Origin of the sequence: Rathayibacter sp. AY1A4, from assembly GCF_002930955.1 — a bacterium.
Lineage (GTDB): Bacteria > Actinomycetota > Actinomycetes > Actinomycetales > Microbacteriaceae > Rathayibacter.
In genome coordinates, this window is the sequence record NZ_PSTN01000014.1 from 13112 (window position 1) to 31451 (window position 18340).

Consider the following 18340-nt stretch of genomic DNA (forward strand, 5'->3'; position numbering starts at 1 on the left):
CACGTTAACATGTGAGCCGCCTCAGAGCCATGGTGGAATTGCTCCGGCGTCGGGAGCGAACCATGCGACAGGGGCACGCCTCGGCGCAAGACCTGCACCCGCGAGCGCCCGGGGCGTAGCGTGAACGCACCGCATCCTGGCCCCCGGTGACGGAACCATGCCCATCCGCCTGCCCTGCGAGGACTTGACCATGACGACGCTCTTCCACACCGGAGGCTCCCTCTCCCTCGACGACGCGACCGCCGACGCCGTCGTCCGCTACTCGCTCGCGCTCGCGCAGCAGCACCGGATGAGCACGGTCAGCGTCGCCGACGACTCGGCCCCCTCCTCCGTCGTGACGCTCACCATCGGGCTCGGCGTCCCCCTGGTGGTCGCAGGGACCGGTAGCGCAGCGGCGGAGTCGAGCGCCGAGATCCTCGCGCGCCTCGACGCGCTCGACGGCGCGGGCGGTCCGGTGCCCGCCTCGGACGTCGACCCCCGCGCGACGTGGGAGCTCGAGAACGAGTACTGAGCTCCGAGCCGCGGCGCCGCCGGCGCGGATGCGCCCCGCTCCTGCTCCGTGGGCGCGGAGCGTCAGCGCCGGTAGTCGCGGATGATCTCCTGGGCGAGCGTCGTGATCGGGGTCGACGTCGCTCGCGCGCGGACCCGCAGCACCTCGAAGGCCTGCTCGACCGTGGTGCGGTGGGCGTAGGCGAGGATCCCCTTCGCCTGCTCGATCAGCACCCGGCTGTCGAGGGCGTGCTGCAGCTGCTCCTGGGTGACCGTGCTCTGCTGGAGCGCGCGCTGATGCAGGATCCCGATCGTCGCGACGTCGGCGAACGCCTGCACGACCGCGATGTCGTCAGGATCGAGCCGCCCCGGCCGGGCCTGGAAGAGGTTGAGGGAGCCGATCGTCGTCCCCGCCGAGCGCATCGGCACGCAGTGCGCCGAGAGCACGTCGAGCTCGACCGCCAGCGTCCGGAACTCCGCCCACTCCTCGCCCACGGCGCGGGCGTCCTCGACGATCACCGGCCGCCCGGTCTCGGAGCACTGGATGCACGGGCCCGACCCGCTGTCGAGCTGAAGCAGCTCGATCAGCCGGGTGTCCTCGTCCGTGGAGGCGAGCACCTCGAGGGAGCCGGTGGAGTCGGCGAGGACGAGCCCCGCCGAGACGGCGTCGAAGAGGGTCGCGCTGCTCTCCACGAGGGTCTGGGTGAAGTCGACGACGTCGTAGTCGTCGACCAGTGTGTCGGAGAGGGCGACGAACGTCTGGATGACGCTGCGCTCGCGGGAGTTCGTCACCATGTGTCGTCCTGGGCGGTGAGAGGGCGGTCGGGGAACCCGTCGTGCCGGGCCACGATGCCGGAGGCGACATCGACGACGGAGCGCTGCTGGGCGAAGGCGTGGGCGCGCAGCAGCAGCTGCGCCTCCTCGGCCGTGCTGCCGTAGCGCGCGATGATCATGCCGGTCGCCTGGTGCACCACGCGTCGCGAGCGCGGATTCGTGCTCTCCTCGACCTCGTTGTCGCGCAGCACCGCGGCCAGCACCAGCAGCGCCGTCGCGGTGGTCGAGGCGCTGATCCGGCCGAGGAGGGAGTCGCTGAGCGACGTGGGGCGGCGGGAGTAGAGGTCGACCGCGCCGATCGAGAGCCCCGCGATCGAGAGCGGGAAGGCGAAGACCGCGCGCACCGCCGTGGGGCCGATCGCCTCGGTGAAGAGCGGCCAGCGCTCCTCCGCGCCGGTGTCCGGCACCGAGACGGGGCCGGCAGCGCGGATCGCCTCCCAGCACGGGCCCTCGCCGAGGTCGATCTGGATCTCGTCCAGCCGGCTCGCGGTGCTGTCGCTCGCGGCGACGGTCTCGCCGCCGAAGGGGCTGCCGAGCGTGGAGATCGCGACGCCGTCGATCGGATACCCGCGCAGATACGGGTCGCAGAGAGCGTCGGAGTCGGTCACCGCGCCCATTTTAGCCGTCGGCTCCGCTCGGAGCGACGCTCCGCCGGACCGGCGGGGACCACGACGCGGTGACGCGCGGGGGCCCGCCTGGCTGCGCTGCCCGGGCGCACGAGGCGACGGCCCGTGAAGCGGCTCGTCGGGCGCGGACGGTGCATGGTGCGGGGCGGCGGGAGCCGGAGGACGGCGGCCTGCACGGCGACGGAGCGGCTCAGGCCGGGGTCGATCGAGCCGGGACGCTCGAGGGCGGCGATGAGGTCGTCGAGGACGGCGAAGGCGGGATCTGTCATCACGGCTCCTGGCCGGGTGTCCGCGGCCGTTGTTCTGCGCGCCGGGGCGCGGGCGGTGTCGATCGGGTGTCGCCGTGCGGGGTCCGCGCACGACGTCGACGAGGTCCTGCACGACGGTACGGGGCGCGGATCGACCGGACGACGTGGTTGACCTCCCCGAGGTCCGCCGCTACTCGTGCTCTGCGTTGAGCTCGTCGAAGTCGTTCGTGATGATCGACAGCGGGGTGTACGGCGTGATGAGGAGGAGCGCCGGGTTCGCGCGTCCCTCGCCGTAGTTGACCGTCAGCCATTGCGGCGTCGGAGAGGCGAGGGCGGCCTCGACCTCGGCGCGGAACTCGTCGAGGCTCCTGTTGTTGACCGTGTAGGCGGTGCCGTTGTAGATCAGGTCGATGCGCTTCACAGCTGATCGCCCTTCGCCGGAGGACGCACCGGTTCGGCGGGCTCCGAGATCACGTACAGCCCGCCCGCGGAGTTCGCGAGGTCGGTGAGCGCGGAGATCCAGGCGGGGTTGATGCGGGGCATCCGGCCGCCGAAGTACTTGTAGCGGAGCGCGTGGGAGGGGTGGATCCAGATCGCGCTGCGGCCGTCGCCCATGCTGTGGTCGTCGCGCCAGCTGAGCAGGAACGACTCGTTGCGGCGCAGCTTCGCGGTGATGACGATCTGCAGGTGCGCGAGCACGCGGTCCTCGAAATCGATCTCGACGGTCCCGTCGTAGTGCAGCTTCCCCATCGGCGTCTCCAGCCCCTGATCTCCGGCCGGCAGGCGCCCGCCGTTGCCACCACCCTTCCGCAGACCGGAGGGATCCGACAACCCGGCCTGCCATTCTCTGCTCGATCTGTCCAGGTCTTCCGTCAGCGGCGGTCCTCTGTCAACCTCCTCCCTCCACGCAGCCGGCGCTGCCGAGCATGGACGGCATGAAGCACATCCTCTTCGCCGACAAGACGATCCTCGTGGGGGACGAGGCGGCCGACGCGCTCGTCGAGTACGCCGTCGCCCTCGCCGCGAAAGGCGCGGCCGACACCGTCGAGTACACGGGGATCGGCGCGGACGGCGGGACGGTCGACGCCACCTTCCTCGTGAACGCCGCGGCCGCCCTCATCGTCGAGACCACGCCGAGCGACCTGCCCGAGCCGGACAACGCGGCGGAGGTGGCACGGCTGCGCGAGCGGATCGACGCGCTCACCGGCGAGCATCCCGTGCAGCCCGGCGACGGCGAGCTGACCAGTGGTGCCGACTACGAGGACTCCTACGAGCAGTGAGTGGTTCCCGTGGTGCGGACCCGGACCCGGACCCGGACCCGGACCCGGACCCGGACCCGGACCCGGATGCGACCGGCGTCCGCTACCACTGCGAGGCTCCGCAGTGAACCCCCTGATCGGCTGAGGGGAGGCGGACGTACCGTGGCCCTGCGGGTCGCCGACGACACGATCACCGGTCGACCGCTACGGGCACGGCCGCGGGTCGGCCGGGGAGGACGGACACCATGACCGGAGACCATCCCTTCTGGGTGCGCCTCGCGCGCAAGGAGCCGCAGTGCGCCATCGTGCGCGGCCGGGTCTTCGAGATCGGTGCCCCCGACGAGCGGGACGGCGCCTTCCTCCTCACGGTCTGGGAGAAGGGGCGGCCCGTCGGGCACGTCCTGAACGTGGATCCGCCCGCCTACAAGCCGTGCGGACCCGGGCACCCGGTCGAGCCGCAGCGGGTCGACGGGGTCGAGGAGCTGCTCGAGCTCCTGGTGCCCCAGCGCACCCGGCTCGCGGCGCACGGCTGACGCCGCTCCCGTCCGCGGGGGCCGCCCGAGTCCTGTGCACCGGGAGCGGGGCGAGCGCTGAGCACCCGCTGACGGACGCCCGGGACGGGGGAGTCGTGCGGCCGGGCGGCGGCTGGCATCCTGACCTCGGTGCGACGAGCGCGCCCGCGAGGGGGAGCCCGATGAGCACCACCGAGGACGTCGACGACGGGACCGCTGAGTTCGGGTACCGCCCCTCCCTCACCCGCGGCATCGGCCGCTTCGGCAGCTTCGCCGCGGGCGTGAGCTACATCTCGATCCTGACCGGCACGTTCCAGCTCTTCTCCTTCGGCTTCGCTCTCGGCGGTCCCGCCTACTGGTGGTCCTGGCCGATCGTGTTCGCCGGGCAGCTCATGGTGGCCCTGTGCTTCGCCGAGCTCGCCGCCCGCTACCCGGTCGCCGGCTCCGTCTACAACTGGAGCAAGCGCCTCGCCGGGCCGACGGTGAGCTGGCTGGCGGGCTGGCTGATGGCCACCGCGTCCGTGGTCACGCTCGCGGCCGTCGTGCTGGCGTACCAGGCGACGCTCCCGCAGATCTGGAGCGGGTTCCAGCTCGGCGGCTCCGCGGGGGTGAGCGCGGTGGTCTGGGGAGCGCTGCTGATCGCGTTCACCACCGCGGTCAACGCGCGCGGCGTGCGCCTGATGGCCCGGATCAACAGCGTCGGCGTGCTGATCGAGCTCGTCGCGGCGGTGCTGCTGGTGGCGGTGCTCGCGGTGAACGTGGTGCATCCGCCGACCGTGCTGCTCGACACCAGCGACTACGGCGGGAGCACGCCGGGCGGGTACGCCGGCGCGTTCCTCATCGCCGCGATCGCGTCGGCGTACGTGATGTACGGGTTCGACACCGCGGGCTCGCTCGGCGAGGAGACGGTCGACCCGCGCCGGACCGCGCCGACGGCGATCCTGCGGGCGGTGACCGCCTCCTTCGTCCTCGGCGGCCTCATCCTGCTCCTGGGCATCCTCTCGGCGCCCGACCTCGCCGACCCGGCGCTCGGGCAGGCGTCGGGCGGGCTGCAGCGGATCGTGCTGCAGGTGCTCGGGGCCCCCCTCGGAACGGTCCTCCTGCTCTGCGTGGTCGTCGCGATCACGGTGTGCGCGCTGGCGGTGCACACGGCGGCCATCCGACTGATCTTCGCGATGGCCCGCGACAACGCCCTGCCCGGCAGCCGCGTGCTCGCCCGCGTCGACCCGCGGCGCGGGACCCCGGTGGCGCCGGCGCTGGTCGTGGGGGTGCTCGCGGTACTGATCCTGGTCGTGAACATCGGGACGCCGGCGATCTTCACGGCCGTGACGAGCGTGGCGGTCATCCTGATCTACCTCGCCTACCTGCTGGTGACGGTGCCGCTGCTGATCGCCCGGCTCCGCGGCCGGTGGCCCGCAGCCGCGCCCGGGCGCTTCTCGCTCGGCCGCGGGGGCCTGCCGGTGAACGTCGTCGCGGTGCTCTGGGGCGCGGCGATGACGGTCGACCTCGCGTGGCCGCGCGTCGAGGTCTACGGGGAGGAGCTGCGCTGGAGCGCGGTCGTCGTGATCGCCGCGGTCGTCGGGATCGGCCTGGCCTGGTTCCTCCTCCGCGGCCGGCACCGCCTCGGCACCCTTCCCGCGCACGCGCTCCCCTCGACGCCGCCGCAGGGCTGAGCCGGAAGGCCCGTTCTCGAGGCGGGAGGACGGGCGTGCCAGGGCGAATCGGCGGCGGCACCGGGAGGAGGATGGGGGAGCGCGTGCTCGGCCGAGCGCCGCGGGGAGGAGCGCGCGTGCGGAACCGCCTGGCGACTCCGTCCCTGCTCGCGCACGCCGTGCTCATCCAGGCCGTCGCGTTCCTGCTCCGGCCGGCCGCCGTCTACCAGGCGATCCGGCTCGACGTGCCGGCCTGGGCGCTCGGGGCGCTCGGCGCCTCGTTCGCGCTGGTGCCGCTGCTGATCGCGCTGCCGGTGGGCGGGCTGGTCGACCGGGTCGGCGCCCGGGCCGTGATGGCCGTCGGCTCGCTCGTCGCGGTGGGAGCGGCCGCGGTGCTGCTCCTGGCGGGCGGGAGCGTCGCGGGGCTGCTCCTCGGCATCGCCCTGCTCGGCGCGGGGCACCTGGGCTGCGTGGTCGGGCAGCAGACCGTCGTCGCGGGCGGCACCGGAGGGACGCGGCTCGACAGCCGCTTCGGCTACTACACGTTCGCCGCGTCGCTCGGGCAGGCGATCGGGCCCGCATTCATCCCGGTGCTCGCGGGCGGCTCGGTGCGGCCCGACCCGGCGCCGCTGTTCCTCGTGGGCGGGATCCTCGCGGTGCTGCTGCTCGTCTCGACGGCGGGGATCCGCAGCCCGTCCCCGCGCGGACCCGCGGCGGAAGGGGCGGCGGCTCCGGGCTCGACGCTCGGTCTCCTCCGGGTGCCGGGCCTCGCGCGCGCCCTGCTGACCAGCGCGACCGTCGTCGCCGCCGTCGACCTGACCGTCGTCTACCTCCCCGCCCTCGGCGCCGAGCGCGGGCTCCCGGCCGGCGTCGTCGGAGCCCTGCTCACCGTGCGCGCGCTCGCGTCGATGGCCTCGCGGCTCCTCCTCGGCGCGGCCACCGCCCGGCTCGGGCGCACCCGGGTGATGGTGGGCGGCATCCTGATCTCGGCGCTCTGCCTGGTGCTGGTCGCCCTGCCCGCGCCGACCGTGCTCCTCTTCGTCGCGGTCGCCGCCCTCGGCCTGGGCCTCGGGATCGGCCAGCCCATCACGATGTCCTGGCTGATCGAGCGCACCCCCGCCGACCGCCACGGCCGCGCCCTCGCGCTGCGCCTGGCCGGGAACCGCCTCGGGCTGATCGCCCTGCCCAGCCTCCTCGGCGTCCTCGCGGCGGCGTCCGGAGCGGGCGGCGTCCTCATCGGCACCGGTGCCGCGGTCGGCGCGACCCTCCTCCTGCTGCGTGGGGTGCGCCTGGACTGAGGTGCCCGGGGCCGCAGCGGATCGGCGGCGCGAGCGGCGATGCCGGGCCTCGCAGTCGGAAGACCGGAGGGTCAGCTGCCCGGCTCCTCCACGCGGACGTCCTCGGCGGCCTTGTCGGCGCGCCAGCCGCGCCAGACCGGCTGGCGGAGGGTGCCGGAGGCGGTGCGCTCGCGGTAGCGGACCTCGCCGACCAGGACGGGCGACACCCAGTGCACTCCGCGCGACTCGAGCGGAGGGACGGAGACGGCGGGCTCCTCGGTGGCGTGCTCGGCCAGGCGGTCGACCAGTCCGCGGCGCTCGCGGTCGCTGAAGCCGGTGCCCACACGGCCGGAGTAGGCGAGCCCGTCCTCGCCGGGGATCGCGGTCAGCAGCGCCCCGACCGAGCCCTGCAGGCCGCCCTCGCCCTCGCGCCAGCCCACGATCACGACCTCCTGCAGCCGGTGGTGGGTGAGCTTGATCCAGTCGCGCGAGCGGCTGCCCTCCTGGTAGCGCGAGTCGCGGCGCTTGGCGACCACGCCCTCGAGGCCGAGGGCGCGGCTGGTGGCCATCGCCTCCTCCAGGTCGCCGTCGAACACGGACGGGACGTGCACGCGCTCGTTCTCGGCGACCAGCTCGACCAGTGCCGAGCGACGGGTGTCGTAGTCGCTCCCGGTCAGGTCCTCTCCTGCGCGCTCGAGCAGGTCGAAGACCATCAGGTGCACCGGAGTGGACCGGGCGGCCGCCTCGATCTCGCGCGGCTTCGTCAGCCCGCCGCGGGTCTGCAGGGCACCGAAGTCGGGGCGCCCGCGAGCGTCGAGGGCGACGATCTCGCCGTCGAGCACGGCGTCGGCGGCGGCCTCGGCGAGCGGGGCGAGCAGATCGGGGAACGCCGCGGTCAGGTCGTTGCCGTTGCGGCTCGTGAGGGTCGCGGTGCCGCCCTGCACCCGCACGAGAGCGCGGTAGCCGTCCCACTTCATCTCGATCGCGGCCCCCGGGTCCACGTCACCGCGGCGTCCGGCCGTGGCGAGCATGGGGCGGTGGCGGCGCGGGGCGGAGTCCTCGGCCGGGCGGTCGGAGGAGGGTGCGGGGCGGGGAGCGGGCGACGCGGCGGACGCGGCCGCCCTGCCCCGTCGCTGCGTCCCGTGCCCGTGAGCGGGACCCGGCGCCATCAGGTGCAGGAGCCAGTTCTTCTCGGCGCCCTCCCTCGAGCCCGTGTGCAGCAGGGCGTAGCGACGGGGCTCGCCGCCGAGCCCGCCGTCGGGGCGGCCGGTCAGCACCGCGATCACCTCCTTCCCCTCGCGCCACTTCTCGAGCGCGTAGGTGCCCTCGTCCCAGATGCGCACCTCGCCGCCGCCGTACTCGCCGGCCGGGATCGTGCCCTCGAAGGTCGCGTACTCGAGGGGGTGGTCCTCGGTCTGCACCGCGAGCCGGTTCGGGTCGCCCTCCAGCGGCGGGCCCTTCGGCACCGCCCAGCTGACCAGGACGCCGTCGTGCTCGAGCCGGAAGTCGTAGTGCAGGCGCCGCGCGTGGTGCTCCTGGATGACGAAGGAGTCGCCCGAGGAGGTGCCCGCGGACGCCGCCTCGGGCACCGGCTCCGGCGTCTTCGACGCGTCGCGCATGCTGCGGTAGGTCGCCAGGCGGTCGGAGGAGGCGTCCGTCGCGGCGAAGCCCGCCATCCGCTCCGGGGTCGGCTCGAGCCCGGCACCCCGGACGGCGAGCAGCGGGCGGAGGAGGTCGCCGTCGCTCCGCAGCCGCTCCACCACCTCGTCGGGCGACAGGTGGCGCAGGTCCTCGGCGCCCAGCTCCTCCCACGTGCGGGGCGCGGCGGCGGCCGGCCGGAGGCGCCCGCGGAGGGAGTAGGGGGCGATGGTCGTCTTCGCCGCGCTGTTCTGGCTCCAGTCGACGAGGACCTTGCCCTCGCGCAGGGTCTTCTTCATGTCCGAGACGACGAGGTCGCGGTGGTCCGACTCGAGCGCGCGCGCCAGCTCGTGCGCGACCGCCGAGATCTGGTCGCTGGAGGCGGAGGCGTCCAGCGGGCAGTAGAGGTGGATCCCCTTGCTTCCGCTGGTCACCGGCAGCGGAGCCAGCCCCATCCCCTCCAGCAGGTCGCGGGCGAGGAACGCGACCTCGGCGCACGCGGCGAGGCCCGCCCCCTCGCCCGGGTCGAGGTCGAGCACGAGACGGTCGGGCGGACGGCGCTCGCCGTCGGAGCCCACCCGCCACTGCGGGACGTGCAGCTCGAGCGCCGCCTGCTGCGCCAGCCAGGTGAGCCCGGCGACGTCGTCGACCAGCGGGTACTCGACGTCGCGCGACGAGTGCGCGAGCCGGGTCCGGCTCAGCCAGTAGGGGGCGGAGGAGGGGAGGTTCTTCTCGAAGAAGACCTCGCCCGGATGCTCGGCGGTGCCCACTCCGTCGACCCAGCGCTTCCGGGTGACCGGGCGGCGCGCGAGATGGGGCAGCATCGCGGAGGCGACGGAGGCGTAGTAGGAGAGCACGTCGGCCTTGGTGAAGCCCGTCTCCGGGTAGACGACCTTGTCGAGGTTCGTCAGCCGCAGCCTCCGCCCGCCGACCGAGACGATCTGCTGCGAGGCGGCCATCCCCCCATGGTGGAGGCAGGCGCGCGCCGAGGGAACCCCGGACCGTCGCGGGAACCCGCAGCGAGCCGCCTCCACGACTCGGGGTTCCCTCGGCGGCGGGGAGTAGCGTCGACGCACCACGTCCGAAGGAGCCCTCCGTGCCCGACACGATCGCCGACATCCCCCTCACCACGATCGACGGCACCACGTCGACCCTCGCCGACTACCCGCCCGTGCGGCTGATCGTCAACGTCGCCTCCCGCTGCGGCCTCGCCCCGCAGTACGAGAAGCTCGAGGCCCTGCAGAAGAGCTACGGGGAGCGCGGATTCACGGTCCTCGGCTTCCCGAGCAACCAGTTCCTCCAGGAGCTGAGCGACGAGGACAAGATCAAGGCGTACTGCTCGACGACCTGGGGGGTCACCTTCCCGATGTTCGAGAAGGTCCGCGTCAACGGCCGCTCGGCGCACCCGCTCTACGCGGAGCTCACCAAGGCGGAGGACGAGAACGGCAAGGCCGGCCGGGTGAAGTGGAACTTCGAGAAGTTCCTGATCACGGCCGACGGCACGGTCCACCGGTTCCGCCCGACGGTCGAGCCCGACGACCCGCGGATCGTCGACCTGATCGAGGCGTCGCTCCCCGCCTGATCCCGCTCAGCGGCGGGCGCGGGGCGGAGCACGCCGCCCGTCGCGGATCAGCGGTCGCGGAGCCCCAGGGTCGAGCGGGCGTCCGCGGGCTCGACGCCCTCGGGGCAGACGATGTCCGAGACGTCGAACGGCGTCGCGCGCGAGAACGGGATCATCTCGATCCCGTCGACGTGGCGCAGCAGCACGAGGCCGCCCTCGCCCTCGCGCAGGCTCCGGCGCACCTGGCGCAGGAAGATGCCGGCCATGTCGAGCTCGACGACGAAGGAGCGGCCGCTCACGTCGATCCGGCAGCCGATGACCGGCTGGGAGCCGACGGAGACGGAGTCCGGCACGCGGTGCGGCTCGATCGGCTGCTCCTTGCGAAGCGTCCGCACCGGGGTGAGGGTGGGCAGGCCGGTCGCTCGCGCGGTGTCCGTCATGGTCGTCTCCGTCCGTCGACGTCCGCCGATGGTTCCGGGGACGTCTTCTCGACGGTACTTCGCGTCCCCCGCAGAGGGGACGGGGTTGACGGCCGTGCGATCAGGGGGCAGCGGGGCCCAGGAGCGGCGGAGCTCAGGAGCCCTGGCGCTGCTCCTCGGGCTCCGGCAGGACCGAGAGCTCGCCGTGCATGCTGGCGACGCTGAGCATCTGCTCGATCCACGCGCGGTTGAGCTTGGGCTGGTGCGCCTCGGTGAAGCGGAAGTGCAGCGGCACCGACGGGTGCAGCCAGACGGAGCTCCGGCCGTGTCCGGTGGAGGCGTCCTCCATCCACGAGAGCGAGAAGGCTTCGTTGCGGCGCAGCTTCGAGAGGACGGCGACCTTCAGGTGCGCGAGGACGCGCTCCTCGAATTCGATCTCGAGGTTCTGCGGTCCGTAGATGAGCGTGGCCACGGGCCCCCTTCGTTCATCGGGCCGGCCCTGGCGGACGGCTCCTCGGGGGACGGTATCCGCTCGGACCCCGGTGCGGGGAATCGGGCGGGAGACACGCCGGACCCCCATTGACAGTCCCGCGGACGGGACGTAGCACTGCCGGGCGTGCTGGGCGCCACGTTAGCCGACGCATGTAGCGAGAGTCGATGCTCCGTCGCGGATCTCCCGTCGGCCGGGGCCGGCCCGGGAGCGAGCGCGGGCACCTCCGGCCGCCGGCCGCGCCGCTCAGGATCCCGTCACGGCCCGGCCGGCGCGTCCCACCCCTCCTGCGGAGTCGCGCAGGTGCCGCGGAAGACGTACTGCGACGGCAGCTTCCGCTGGTGCGAGGACCAGTCGATCGCCGGCCGCCGCTGCTCCGGAGGCAGGTAGCCGAGCCGGTACACCGCCATCAGCTCCAGCTCGTCGGGCACGGCGAGCAGCGACTCGATCCGCGCCCACGCTCCCGGCACCTCCATCGGGAACGACACGAACTGGATCCCCATCCCCAGCTCGACCGTGCTCAGCCAGACGTTCTCCATCGCGGCGCCCATGCTGAACACCGAGTAGAAGGAGGAGAGCTCGCCCGGCCGGTACTCGGAGCGGTCGAGCATCACCCCGAGCAGCAGCGGCGATCCCGCGACGAGCCGGCGGTTCTCCTCACCGAGCGTCTGCGGGACGCGGAGGGAGTTCATCAGGAACTGCCCGCGCTTCGTGAAGACCTGCTTCGTGAAGGGGCGGAGCGGAGCCGGCAGCTTGTCGAACAGCATCCCGTCGCGCCGCTGCTCCATCTCCTCGCTGCTGAAGCGGAAGTAGGGCTTGTAGCGCTCGAAGAACGTGCCGTTCGACATCGCGGTGGTCATGCTCTCGCCGCTGATCGCGGCGATCCGGTCGATCGTCTCGCGCTCCTCGACGAGCACGAACCGCCACGGCTGGCTGTTGAGCTGCGAGGGCGCCCGGCCGGCCACCTCCATCAGGAGCCGCTGGTGCTCCTCGGAGACGGGGTCGGGCAGGAACGCGCCGTTGGTGGTCTTCCGGCGCCGGACGACATCGAGGAACTCCATGCCTCGATCCTGCCCCGATCGATCGCGCAGAGGGGGGAGCGGCGGCGGCCCGGGGCGCGCGCGGTAGCATCGAGGGTCCTGTGCAGGCTCGAGGGAAGCGGTGGAACGGTGAAGACGAGGGTCATCTTCTACCTTCTCGGAGGTGTGTTCGTGCTCGGCGCGGGCATCAACTCGGTCGTGGGCAGCGGCTTCTCGGTGCCGAACCTGCTGACGATGCTCTGCGGCGCGCTGATCCTCGCGATCGCCGGCTGGCAGGCGCTGCGCTCGTACCGCTCCGACCCCGACCGCGACGTCGAGCCCCCGCGCTAGAAGCCGGGGCGCGTCAGCGCAGGGCTGACCCGGCCCTGAGACGCTGGAGCACTCCTCGGCGCCGCGCCGGCCGCCGCGTCCGCCCGAGAGCGGCGAGCACGAACGGAGCCGCCGCCAGCGCGATCGCCGGGTGCCGACGTCCGTGCGTCCCCGCGAAGGGGATCACCGCCAGCGGGACGGCGGCGGGAGCCAGCGCGGACGCGGCGCGGGTGTCCGACCGTCGCAGCGTCGCCCAGGCCAGAGCGGTGAGCGTCGACGTGCAGATGTAGAGCGCGTGATGGATCCAGTGCCAGCGGCCCGTGCGGAGAGCGCCGGTGGCGACGGCGGTGCCGAGGGCGCAGTTGGCGGAGTAGCTGACAGCGGCGGCGCGCAGCCAGAGCGGACCGGAAGCGCTCACCCTCCGCCGCGTCCTCACACCTCGCCCCGCGCGAGCAGCAGCCGGTAGGGCGCCGCGCGCTCGACCCGCCACCCCTCGGGCGCCACAGTCCGCAGCTCGGCGGCGGTGAAGCTGCGCCGCACCGACAGCGACCCGTCGTAGTGGAGGAACGAGCCGGCCGCGATCGGTCGCGTGGCCAGCAGGTAGGCCGTGTAGGCCAGCCGCGAGCGCTCGATGTCGTTGTGGAGGGCGCGCGGGGCCAGGCGCTCGCTGTCGGCGAGCAGGTCGGCGAGCGACTCCGGCGACAGGTGGTGCAGCACGTGGTTGGAGGTCACCAGCTCGAAGTGCTCGCCCTCGGCGACCAGGTCGGCGCTGCTCGCGCGGCGGAACTCGACTCCGGGCGGCGCGGGCGTGGACGTGGCGAACGCGGAGGCGCGCTCGTCCGGATCGACGGCGGTGATCGCCAGGCGGAGGCCGTCCTCGCGGGCCCAGCCGGCGAGGGAGCGGGCGACGTCGCCGCCTCCGGAGCCGATGTCGAGCAGGCGGAACGGCTCGTCGGGCCGCAGCAGCGGACGGAGGCGCGAGCGGTAGAGGCCACGCCACCCCGAGACCAGCCGGTTCACGGTGCCGAAGCGGGCGTAGGTGGCGTCGAGCAGGGTGCGGTCGCAGTCCGGGTCGTCCATCAGCTCCTGCTCGGAGACCTCGCGGTGGCGCAGGTCCGGCGCGAGAGGGGCTCGCGGAGTCACTCCCCGCCCCGCTTGGTGAGCAGCGCGAGCTCGACGGTGAGGCCGGGCCCGAACGCCATCGCGCCGATTCGCTCGCCGTCGGCCGCCTCGCCGTGCAGCAGGCGCCGCAGGATGAAGAGGACGGTCGCGCTCGACATGTTGCCGTTGGTCCGCAGCACCTCGCGCGACGGGGCCAGCTGCTCGTCGCTGAGGGCGAGCGAGGCCTGCACCTTGTCGAGGATGCTGCGGCCGCCGGGATGGATCGCCCAGCGCTGCACGTCGCTCCGCTCGACCTCGGCGCCGGCCAGCAGCGGGGCGACGGCCGCCTCGATGTTCGCTCCGATGATCGAGGGCACGTAGGTGCTCAGCCGCATCGAGAAGCCGTGGTCGCCGATCGTCCACGCCATCTCGGTCTCGCCCTCGTCGGTGAGCGTCGTGGCGAGCGCGTCGAGCTCGAGCACCGGGACGCCGGGCGCGGCCTCGCGGGCGGTGACGACGGCCGCCGCACCGCCGTCGGCGAAGACGGAGGTCGCGACGATCTGCTCCGGGTCGTTGGAGCTCGTGAGGTGGATGGTGCACAGCTCGACCGCGACGACGAGGACGACCGCCTCCGGGCCGGCCTCGCAGAACTGGCGGGCGGCGCGCAGGCCGGGGAAGGCGCCGTAGCAGCCCATGAAGCCGAGGTGGAAGCGCTGCGTCGAGGGCGCGAGGCCGAGGCGGCGGACCAGCTGGTAGTCAGGCCCCGGAGCGTAGAAGCCGGTGCAGGAGACGGTCACCACGTGGGTGACGTCCTCGGCCGTCATCGACGCGGACGCGAGGGCGCGGCGGGCCGCCTCCGTGAAGAGCTCGGGAGCGCGCTCGGTGTAGACGGCGTTGCGCGCCGCCGTCCCCGGGTCGAGCACCAGGCCGCTCCCCGCGTCGTAGAAGACGCTCGCACCCTCCCGCTCGACCCGGTCGAGCTCGTCGACCACCGTGCTGCGGGTGTCGATCCCGGACGCGTCGAAGGCCGCGCCGATCAGGCGGGACCCGAGCCGGGTCATCGCGGGCTGGGACGCGAAGAGGTCGCGCACCTCGGACTGGCGCAGGACCGTGGTCGGCACCGCCGTCTCGATGCTGCGGATGTGGACACTCACCCGCAGGAACCTATCGCGGAATCCTGCGGGTGAGCGGTGCCCTGGAGCGTGATCAGAGGATCGGCTTCCCGCCGGTGACGGCGATCGTCGACCCGCTGATGTAGCTCGCCTCGTCGGAGGCGAGGAGGACGTAGGCGGGGGCCACCTCGGCCGGCTGCCCGGGGCGGCCCAGCGGGACCTGCTCGCCGAACTCGGCGACGGCCTCCTCCGGCATGGTCGAGGGGATCAGCGGCGTCCAGATCGGGCCGGGCGCGACCGAGTTGGCGCGGATGCCCTTCTCGCCGAGCGCCTGCGCGAACGAGGCGGTGAGGCTGAGGATCGCCGACTTCGTGGCGGCGTAGGGGAGCAGCTGGTACGACGGCTGGTCGGACTGCACCGAGCTCGTCGCGATGATCGACGCGCCCTCCTTCAGGTGGGGCAGCGCCGACTTCACGAGGTGGAAGTAGGCGCTGATGTTCGTCGCGATCGTGCGGTCCCACTCCTCGTCCGGGATGTCGGTGACGCTCTCGCGGCTCATCTGGAAGGCGGCGTTGCTGACGAGCACCTCGAGGTGGCCGAAGCGCTCGACGGTCTCGGTGACGACGGCGCGGCAGTGCGCCGGGTCCTGCAGGTCGCCGGGGAGGAGCAGCGCCTCGCGGCCGGCCTCCCGGACCCACGTCGCGGTGTCCTCGGCGTCGTCGTGCTCGTCGAGGTACGAGATCGCCACGTCGGCGCCCTCGCGCGCGAACGCGATCGCGACGGCCTTGCCGATGCCGCTGTCGCCGCCCGTGATGAGGGCGACCTTGCCGCTGAGGCGGCCGGAGCCGCGGTAGCTGGTCTCGCCGTGGTCGGCCTTCGGCGTCAGCTCGGCCTCGGTGCCGGGCGGTGTCTGCTCGGGGGATTCCGGAGTCATGACTCTCCCTCTCGTGTCGTCGGTCGGTGCCTCCATGCAAGCGGGTGGGAGGGAGGGGGCGCAGGGGGTTGACGACCGGACCGCTCCGTCCTGTCGTCAAGCCCGCGACACCGAGGGCTCCCTGGGTCTTGACTGAGCGTGTCGCCCTTCTTCGGGGCGCTCGGCCAGGAGGTTCGACATGAGCACGACAGACAGGGATCCGGCTGACGGCGGACTGCCACGACGGGCAGAGGGCTCGGCGGCGGGCGGCACGGCGCGCATCGACTCGGCGGGGGACACGGGAGCGGCTGCGGCGACGGACCGCTCCGCGACTCCTGACCGCTCCGCCTCGACGGACCGCTCCGACTCGGCGCACTCGGCCCCCGAGCACCGCGCGCCCGTCGACCCCGACTCCGCCGAGGCGAAGCAGGCCCGTGCGGCCGCGCGCAAGGACATCCACCAGCGCGAGCGCGACCGCTTCGGCGGCTTCAAGATCGGCTGCGCCTTCTTCGGCTGGCTCGCCGCCACCGGACTCGCCGTCCTCCTGACCGCCCTCGTCACCGCGATCGGGGCCGCCGTCATCGGCACCCAGGACGTCACCGGCGACCTCGCGGCCGACCCCGCCGCGTTCGGCTGGGCGGGCGCGATCGCACTGCTGGTCATCCTCCTCGTCGCCTACTACTGCGGCGGGTACGTTGCCGGCCGCATGGCCCGCTTCAGCGGAGCGAAGCAGGGCGTCGGAGTGTGGGCCTGGGCGGTCGTCGTCGCGATCGTCGTGGGCATCGTCTCGGCGATCACCGGCGGCAGCCAGGCGCTCTCCGCGGTCAGCGGCTTCCCGACGATCCCCCTGGACGCCGGCGACGCCACGGCCGCGGCGGTCGTGACGGCGCTCGCCGCCCTGATCGTCGCGCTGGTCGGCGCCGTGCTCGGCGGTCTCGCCGGCATGCGCTTCCACCGCCGCGTCGACCGCGAGGGCCTCTCCGGCCTCTCCGTCTGACGCTCCCGTCCCTCCTCCCTCCCCGGAAGCTGCCGCTCCGGTACGCCACGCACGCCGTGCCGCGCACCGGAGTGGCAGCTCGCGGAGGGGAGGTAGGGTCCATCGCGTGACGGGGGAGCGAGGGGCGCGGCTGGCGGGCGAGCTGCGGGAGTGGGACGCGGGCGCGCTCGCGGACCTGCGGGACGAGTACCTGGCGTTCCTCGAGCAGCGCGGCGAGTCGGCGCTCGAGCGCGACGGCGGACCCGAGCACCTGACGGCGAGCTGCTTCGTGCTCTCGCCGGATCTCGCGCAGGTGCTGCTCTGCTTCCACCGCAAGGGCCGGTTCTGGGTGCAGCTCGGCGGTCACGTCGAGCCCGGCGACGGCTCCACGGCCGACGCGGCCCTCCGCGAGGCGCGGGAGGAGAGCGGAGCGGCAGGGCTGCAGCCGCTCGGCGTCCTGCCCCTCGACCTCGACCGGCACGCCCTCGGCGACGGCTTCGGCCGCTGCTCCCGCCACTGGGACGTGGGCTACGGTGCGATCGCCGATCCGGACGCTCCGGTGAGCGTCAGCGACGAGAGCGACGACGTGGCCTGGTGGCCGGTCGACGCGCTGCCCGCCGAGGTGCCGCCGGGGTTCGCCGAGCGGCTGGCCGGGGCGCTCGCCGCGGCGCGTCTGCTCCGCGGTGCGGGGTCGCTCGGCGGCTGACCGAGGCCCGCCTCCACCCACTCCGCGTCCCGGCAGCGCGCCTGCGACGAGTCCTCCCCGTGACTCCGGCGCCGTGCGGCACGATGGGGCGATGAGCAGCACCGCTGACCCCGTCGTCGTCCTCGCCGGTGCGAGCGGATTCCTCGGGACGGACCTCACCCGCCGCTTCACGGCCGACGGCTGGACGGTGCGGAGGATCGGCCGCTCCGGGCCGGACGCGCGCTGGGGCGACACCGCCGGCATCACCCGGGTCCTCGACGGTGCGCGCCTCCTGGTGAACCTGGCCGGCAAGAGCGTCGACTGCCGGTACACCGCGGCGAACCGCGCCGAGATCCTCCGCTCGCGCGTGGCGACCACCGCGGAGCTGCACCGCGCGGTCGAGGCGGCCGCGACTCCTCCGCCGGTCTGGATGAACGCGAGCACGGCCACGATCTACCGGCACGAGGAGGAGCGGGCGAACACCGAGGACGAGGGCGTGCTCGGCGAGGGCTTCTCGGTCGACGTGGCGCGGGCGTGGGAGTCGGAGTTCTTCGCCGGGGAGACGCCCGGCGTGCGGCGCGTGGCGCTGCGGATGTCCATCGTGCTCGGAGACGGTCCGGCGACGGCGATCCTGCTGCGGCTGGCGCGGCTCGGCCTCGGCGGTCCGCAGTTCGACGGGCCGTGGCCCTCGACGCGCGCGCGCCGCGAGGCCGGCGTGCACCACGAGCACCGGCGCACCAGCGGCCGTCAGCACTTCAGCTGGATCCACGTGGAGGACGTCCACCGGTCGATCCGCTTCCTCGAGGAGTCGACCCTCGACGGGCCGGTGAACCTCGCGTCGCCGAATCCGAGCGACAACACCGAGCTCTCCCGGCTGCTCCGCGCCGCCGTGGGCCGCCGGATCGGCGTGCCGGCTCCGCGCTTCGTCCTCGAACCCGCGGCGCTCCTGCTCCGCACCGAGTCCGAGCTCCTGCTCAAGTCCCGCTGGGTCGTGCCCGCCCGCCTCGAGGACGCCGGCTTCACCTTCGCGCACCCCCACCTCTCCGAGGCCCTCCGCACCCTGGCCTGACCCGCCCCCCCCGCGAGGCGACCGACCTCCGCCGCGAGCCCGTGTCGCGGAGGTCCGAGTCCGAGCGCGGGTCCACTCCACCCCCGGCCACCCTCGAGGCGTCGACCGGAACGCGTGCCGAGCGTGTCGG

At 73.7% G+C, this 18340-nt stretch carries 23 protein-coding genes; 10 read left to right on the forward strand and 13 right to left on the reverse strand.

Annotated elements, in window-relative coordinates; genetic code table 11:
• The first annotated feature begins 190 nt into the window (after positions 1-190).
• Positions 191-511 carry a hypothetical protein gene (locus tag C5B92_RS09795; protein WP_104256557.1) on the forward strand — a complete coding sequence of 107 codons (321 nt, stop codon included), beginning with the start codon at positions 191-193 and terminating at the stop codon, positions 509-511.
• A gap of 62 nt (positions 512-573) precedes the next feature.
• Here the strand turns inward: C5B92_RS09795 and C5B92_RS09800 are convergent, their stop codons facing one another.
• The 5 genes from C5B92_RS09800 to C5B92_RS09820 all read right to left on the reverse strand — a co-directional run bounded on the left by C5B92_RS09800 (position 574) and on the right by C5B92_RS09820 (position 2947).
• On the reverse strand, positions 574-1284 hold the full coding sequence (locus C5B92_RS09800; RefSeq protein ID WP_104256558.1) for a GAF and ANTAR domain-containing protein: 711 nt from the start codon (positions 1282-1284) through the stop codon (positions 574-576).
• Positions 1278-1931, reverse strand: coding sequence for a GAF and ANTAR domain-containing protein (locus tag C5B92_RS09805; protein WP_104351715.1), 654 nt, complete (start codon positions 1929-1931; stop codon positions 1278-1280). Before C5B92_RS09805 ends, C5B92_RS09800 begins: the two co-directional genes overlap by 7 nt.
• The gene (locus C5B92_RS09810) at positions 1928-2218 is read right to left on the reverse strand and encodes a hypothetical protein (RefSeq protein ID WP_104350354.1); all 291 of its coding nucleotides are present in this window, start codon (positions 2216-2218) and stop codon (positions 1928-1930) included. The genes C5B92_RS09805 and C5B92_RS09810 overlap by 4 nt, the downstream gene beginning before the upstream one ends.
• A gap of 169 nt (positions 2219-2387) precedes the next feature.
• The gene (locus C5B92_RS09815) at positions 2388-2618 is read right to left on the reverse strand and encodes a hypothetical protein (RefSeq protein WP_104250777.1); all 231 of its coding nucleotides are present in this window, start codon (positions 2616-2618) and stop codon (positions 2388-2390) included.
• Positions 2615-2947, reverse strand: coding sequence for an ATP-dependent DNA ligase (locus C5B92_RS09820; protein WP_104223784.1), 333 nt, complete (start codon positions 2945-2947; stop codon positions 2615-2617). The genes C5B92_RS09815 and C5B92_RS09820 overlap by 4 nt, the downstream gene beginning before the upstream one ends.
• Positions 2948-3132: 185 nt before the next feature.
• On the opposite strand from C5B92_RS09820, the gene C5B92_RS09825 reads away from it, so the two are divergent.
• The 4 genes from C5B92_RS09825 (at position 3133) to C5B92_RS09840 (ending at position 6918) form a co-directional block, all read left to right on the forward strand.
• On the forward strand, positions 3133-3477 hold the full coding sequence (locus C5B92_RS09825; protein WP_104226802.1) for a hypothetical protein: 345 nt from the start codon (positions 3133-3135) through the stop codon (positions 3475-3477).
• 224 nt (positions 3478-3701) lie between these two features.
• Positions 3702-3989, forward strand: a complete 288-nt coding sequence (locus C5B92_RS09830; protein ID WP_104223782.1) for a hypothetical protein — start codon at positions 3702-3704, stop codon at positions 3987-3989.
• A 161-nt stretch (positions 3990-4150) separates the two neighbouring features.
• The gene (locus C5B92_RS09835) at positions 4151-5641 is read left to right on the forward strand and encodes an APC family permease (RefSeq protein ID WP_104256559.1); all 1491 of its coding nucleotides are present in this window, start codon (positions 4151-4153) and stop codon (positions 5639-5641) included.
• A 116-nt stretch (positions 5642-5757) separates the two neighbouring features.
• A complete protein-coding gene (locus tag C5B92_RS09840; protein ID WP_258061331.1) occupies positions 5758-6918 on the forward strand; it encodes an MFS transporter in 1161 nt (386 codons plus the stop codon).
• 71 nt (positions 6919-6989) lie between these two features.
• Here the strand turns inward: C5B92_RS09840 and C5B92_RS09845 are convergent, their stop codons facing one another.
• Positions 6990-9494, reverse strand: coding sequence for an ATP-dependent DNA ligase (locus C5B92_RS09845; protein ID WP_104256561.1), 2505 nt, complete (start codon positions 9492-9494; stop codon positions 6990-6992).
• 137 nt (positions 9495-9631) lie between these two features.
• Here C5B92_RS09845 and C5B92_RS09850 point away from each other — a divergent pair, with 137 nt between their 5' ends.
• On the forward strand, positions 9632-10117 hold the full coding sequence (locus C5B92_RS09850) for a glutathione peroxidase (RefSeq protein ID WP_244229546.1): 486 nt from the start codon (positions 9632-9634) through the stop codon (positions 10115-10117).
• A gap of 47 nt (positions 10118-10164) precedes the next feature.
• On the opposite strand, the gene C5B92_RS09855 is transcribed toward C5B92_RS09850, so the two are convergent.
• From C5B92_RS09855 to C5B92_RS09865, 3 genes are all read right to left on the reverse strand, one after another.
• Positions 10165-10536 carry a hypothetical protein gene (locus C5B92_RS09855; protein WP_104256562.1) on the reverse strand — a complete coding sequence of 124 codons (372 nt, stop codon included), beginning with the start codon at positions 10534-10536 and terminating at the stop codon, positions 10165-10167.
• Between the two features lie 133 nt (positions 10537-10669).
• Positions 10670-10987, reverse strand: a complete 318-nt coding sequence (locus C5B92_RS09860) for a hypothetical protein (RefSeq protein WP_244229547.1) — start codon at positions 10985-10987, stop codon at positions 10670-10672.
• Positions 10988-11262: 275 nt separating this feature from the next.
• On the reverse strand, positions 11263-12066 hold the full coding sequence (locus tag C5B92_RS09865; RefSeq protein WP_104256039.1) for a nitroreductase family protein: 804 nt from the start codon (positions 12064-12066) through the stop codon (positions 11263-11265).
• A gap of 108 nt (positions 12067-12174) precedes the next feature.
• Here C5B92_RS09865 and C5B92_RS09870 point away from each other — a divergent pair, with 108 nt between their 5' ends.
• Positions 12175-12375, forward strand: coding sequence for a hypothetical protein (locus C5B92_RS09870; protein WP_104223776.1), 201 nt, complete (start codon positions 12175-12177; stop codon positions 12373-12375).
• Between the two features lie 13 nt (positions 12376-12388).
• Here the strand turns inward: C5B92_RS09870 and C5B92_RS09875 are convergent, their stop codons facing one another.
• From C5B92_RS09875 to C5B92_RS09890, 4 genes are read right to left on the reverse strand one after another with little or no spacing between them, the layout of a single operon-like run.
• Positions 12389-12772 carry a hypothetical protein gene (locus C5B92_RS09875; protein WP_104247377.1) on the reverse strand — a complete coding sequence of 128 codons (384 nt, stop codon included), beginning with the start codon at positions 12770-12772 and terminating at the stop codon, positions 12389-12391.
• A 14-nt stretch (positions 12773-12786) separates the two neighbouring features.
• Positions 12787-13497, reverse strand: coding sequence for a class I SAM-dependent methyltransferase (locus tag C5B92_RS09880; RefSeq protein ID WP_258061332.1), 711 nt, complete (start codon positions 13495-13497; stop codon positions 12787-12789).
• A complete protein-coding gene (locus C5B92_RS09885) occupies positions 13494-14609 on the reverse strand; it encodes a type III polyketide synthase (RefSeq protein ID WP_104256040.1) in 1116 nt (371 codons plus the stop codon). The genes C5B92_RS09880 and C5B92_RS09885 overlap by 4 nt, the downstream gene beginning before the upstream one ends.
• Before the next feature lie 52 nt (positions 14610-14661).
• Positions 14662-15501 (reverse strand): SDR family oxidoreductase, encoded by an 840-nt coding sequence (locus C5B92_RS09890; protein ID WP_104256041.1) that lies wholly within the window; start codon positions 15499-15501, stop codon positions 14662-14664.
• A 178-nt stretch (positions 15502-15679) separates the two neighbouring features.
• Here C5B92_RS09890 and C5B92_RS09895 point away from each other — a divergent pair, with 178 nt between their 5' ends.
• From C5B92_RS09895 to C5B92_RS09905, 3 genes are all read left to right on the forward strand, one after another.
• The gene (locus C5B92_RS09895; protein ID WP_104256042.1) at positions 15680-16477 is read left to right on the forward strand and encodes a hypothetical protein; all 798 of its coding nucleotides are present in this window, start codon (positions 15680-15682) and stop codon (positions 16475-16477) included.
• A 106-nt stretch (positions 16478-16583) separates the two neighbouring features.
• The gene (locus tag C5B92_RS09900) at positions 16584-17162 is read left to right on the forward strand and encodes an NUDIX hydrolase (RefSeq protein WP_258061333.1); all 579 of its coding nucleotides are present in this window, start codon (positions 16584-16586) and stop codon (positions 17160-17162) included.
• Positions 17163-17253: 91 nt separating this feature from the next.
• Entirely contained in the window at positions 17254-18210 is a 957-nt protein-coding gene (locus tag C5B92_RS09905) for an epimerase (RefSeq protein ID WP_104256043.1), read from the forward strand.
• Positions 18211-18340 lie beyond the last annotated feature (130 nt).

Excerpts from the sequence above, each read along its gene's own strand:
- C5B92_RS09825 (WP_104226802.1), top strand. The coding sequence starts at position 3,133 with ATGAAGCACATCCTCTTCGCCGACAAGACGATCCTCGTGGGGGACGAG.
- C5B92_RS09835 (WP_104256559.1), top strand. The coding sequence starts at position 4,151 with ATGAGCACCACCGAGGACGTCGACGACGGGACCGCTGAGTTCGGGTAC.
- C5B92_RS09905 (WP_104256043.1), top strand. The coding sequence starts at position 17,254 with ATGAGCAGCACCGCTGACCCCGTCGTCGTCCTCGCCGGTGCGAGCGGA.
- C5B92_RS09865 (WP_104256039.1), bottom strand. The coding sequence starts at position 12,066 with ATGGAGTTCCTCGATGTCGTCCGGCGCCGGAAGACCACCAACGGCGCG.
- C5B92_RS09820 (WP_104223784.1), bottom strand. The coding sequence starts at position 2,947 with ATGGGGAAGCTGCACTACGACGGGACCGTCGAGATCGATTTCGAGGAC.
- C5B92_RS09895 (WP_104256042.1), top strand. The coding sequence starts at position 15,680 with ATGAGCACGACAGACAGGGATCCGGCTGACGGCGGACTGCCACGACGG.
- C5B92_RS09800 (WP_104256558.1), bottom strand. The coding sequence starts at position 1,284 with ATGGTGACGAACTCCCGCGAGCGCAGCGTCATCCAGACGTTCGTCGCC.
- C5B92_RS09810 (WP_104350354.1), bottom strand. The coding sequence starts at position 2,218 with ATGACAGATCCCGCCTTCGCCGTCCTCGACGACCTCATCGCCGCCCTC.
- C5B92_RS09795 (WP_104256557.1), top strand. The coding sequence starts at position 191 with ATGACGACGCTCTTCCACACCGGAGGCTCCCTCTCCCTCGACGACGCG.
- C5B92_RS09855 (WP_104256562.1), bottom strand. The coding sequence starts at position 10,536 with ATGACGGACACCGCGCGAGCGACCGGCCTGCCCACCCTCACCCCGGTG.
- C5B92_RS09830 (WP_104223782.1), top strand. The coding sequence starts at position 3,702 with ATGACCGGAGACCATCCCTTCTGGGTGCGCCTCGCGCGCAAGGAGCCG.
- C5B92_RS09845 (WP_104256561.1), bottom strand. The coding sequence starts at position 9,494 with ATGGCCGCCTCGCAGCAGATCGTCTCGGTCGGCGGGCGGAGGCTGCGG.
- C5B92_RS09890 (WP_104256041.1), bottom strand. The coding sequence starts at position 15,501 with ATGACTCCGGAATCCCCCGAGCAGACACCGCCCGGCACCGAGGCCGAG.